This window comes from Kitasatospora sp. NPDC005856, assembly GCF_040629945.1.
Lineage (GTDB): Bacteria > Actinomycetota > Actinomycetes > Streptomycetales > Streptomycetaceae > Kitasatospora.
Map to the genome: position 1 here is coordinate 1 of NZ_JBEXWT010000020.1, position 1,951 is coordinate 1,951.

Consider the following 1,951-nt stretch of genomic DNA (forward strand, 5'->3'; position numbering starts at 1 on the left):
GAACTCCTCTGGGAGGAGCGGCAGATCGTCCTCTATGGTCCGCCCGGCACCGGCACGTTCTGACGGTTGTTCTCCTGCTGGGCCGGAGCGGGCGCGGGGGCCGTCCGGCCCGGCCGTCCGGCGCGGGCGCCGCCGGGGTTCCCGGCCGCCGCACCGCGCGCGGCCAGCTCGCTGAGCCGCTCGTGCAGTGCGGCGGCCCCGGGGCGTTCGGCGGGTTCCTTGGCCAGGCAGGCCCGGATCAGCGGCGCGAGTTGCGGCGGCACGGCCGAGAGGTCGGGCTCCTCGTGGACGACCCGGTACAGCATCACTTCGGAGGACGCCCCCGAGCCGAACGGGGTGTCCCCCGTGAGGGCGTACGCGAGGGTGGCCCCGAAGGCGAAGACGTCGGTGGCGGGCGTGACGGCGGCGCCGCGGACCTGCTCGGGCGCGAGGAAGCCGGGGGAGCCGACCGCGGTGCCGACGTGGGTGAGCGTGCTGGCGCCGCGCGACCAGGCGATGCCGAAGTCGATGATCCGCGGGCCCTTGGGCGAGAGCAGGATGTTGGACGGCTTGAGGTCCCGGTGGACCACGCCCGCCTCGTGCACCTTGACCAGTCCGTCGGCCAGCGCGGCCCCGATCCGGGCCGCCTCCGGCCAGTTCAGGGGTCCTTCGTCGCCGACCCGCTTGTAGAGCGAGGGCCCCGGCACGTACGCGGTGGCCAGCCAGGGCCGTTCGGTCTCGATGTCGGAGCCGACCACGCGCGCGGTGCAGCCGCCGCGGATCCGGGAGGCGGCGGCGATCTCGCGGGCGAAGCGGGTGCGGAACTCCTGGTCCTCGGCGAGTTCGGCGCGGATCAGCTTGAGGGCGACGCGCTGCCCGCGGCGGTCGGACCCGAGGTAGACCACGCCCATGCCGCCGGCGCCCAGTCGCCGGTGCAGGCGGTACGGCCCGACGATGCGGGGGTCCTCACGCCTCAGCCGCATCATCGCCATGTTTCGTTCCCCGTCAGCCTGTGGGTGAGGCCCCGTCGGTTGGGCCATCGTCAGTTCCTGTCTGGCACAGCTTACGGACTGCCCGCTGCGGTGTGCTGATACGCAACACCTGAAGCCGGTGTGCGATTGTCCGATCTTGCACTGACCTGCAGGTCACAAGGACGCCGAAGGGCTTCTCGGGGTTCCCCCTCAGGGTTCCCTCGGGGGTCGGATGAGCCTTCTGTCCCCCTGCGGTAGTAGGCCCCGAGTCGGATCGTCATCCTCCCGGACGTCCGAGGAACAGTACGACGGCATGACGCCCGGAGGACCCCCCTGCCAATAGCGTTGGGTCCAGCGGTGGACGGGGAGCTCGTCCCCCGAGGTAAGCCGTCCACCGCGCCAACTCGACCGGATCAGGAGCAAGGACATGCCACCGCAGCTCACGGGAACCCCCCGCCGCCGTCGGCCGGCCTTCGTCCAGTCCCGGTCCGCGGAGCAGCCCACGCGGCACCCCGCCGTGGCACTGGCCATGGCCCTGCCGTGCGCCGTGGTCCTGGTGCTGCTCTTCGGCGGGTGGGAGCAGATGGCGAACCAGGCCCAGGCCGTCGCCGATCTGATCACCCGCTGAGCAGGGGAGGAAGGACACCGGCCACGAGGCCGGTCGAAGACGGGCACCGATCCCCTGGGGACGGGGAACGGTGCCGCCGGGGAGGCCGCGGCCGCGATGACACGCGGACGGGCGAGAGCGGTGCGCAGAGCGCCCCGGCAGGCGGAGATGCCGCGTGCGGACGTCGGTGAGGGCGTCCGTACGCGGCTCTTCTCCTTCGGGCCGGTCGAACCGCCGGCCACCGGGACGGGACGACAAAAGGCCGGGGGCCGCGACCCTCACGGATCGCGGCCCCCGGCCGTTACTGTGCGCGATACTGGGATTGAACCAGTGACCCCTACCGTGTCAAGGTAGTGCTCTCCCGCTGAGCTAATCGCGCCTGATGTGGCGGTCG

Annotated in this window: 1 protein-coding gene, 1 tRNA gene and 1 pseudogene; 1 reads left to right on the top strand and 2 read right to left on the bottom strand. The window is 72.5% G+C overall.

Going from position 1 to position 1,951, the window contains the following annotated elements; translation table 11 throughout:
• Window positions 1-149: 149 nt before the first annotated feature.
• Window positions 150-971: pseudogene (locus ABZ449_RS14680) on the bottom strand (serine/threonine-protein kinase); the annotation flags it as partial.
• A gap of 406 nt (window positions 972-1,377) precedes the next feature.
• On the opposite strand from ABZ449_RS14680, the gene ABZ449_RS14685 reads away from it, so the two are divergent.
• Complete coding sequence (locus ABZ449_RS14685; protein ID WP_360345418.1) at window positions 1,378-1,578, top strand: hypothetical protein; 201 nt, start codon at window positions 1,378-1,380, stop codon at window positions 1,576-1,578.
• A 286-nt stretch (window positions 1,579-1,864) separates the two neighbouring features.
• Here ABZ449_RS14685 and ABZ449_RS14690 read toward each other — a convergent pair.
• Window positions 1,865-1,936: transfer RNA gene (locus ABZ449_RS14690), tRNA-Val, on the bottom strand.
• Between the last annotated feature and the right edge of the window lie 15 nt (window positions 1,937-1,951).

Bases quoted from the DNA above. Each gene is read 5' to 3' on its own strand.
- ABZ449_RS14685 (WP_360345418.1), top strand. From the start codon at position 1,378: ATGCCACCGCAGCTCACGGGAACCCCCCGCCGCCGTCGGCCGGCCTTC.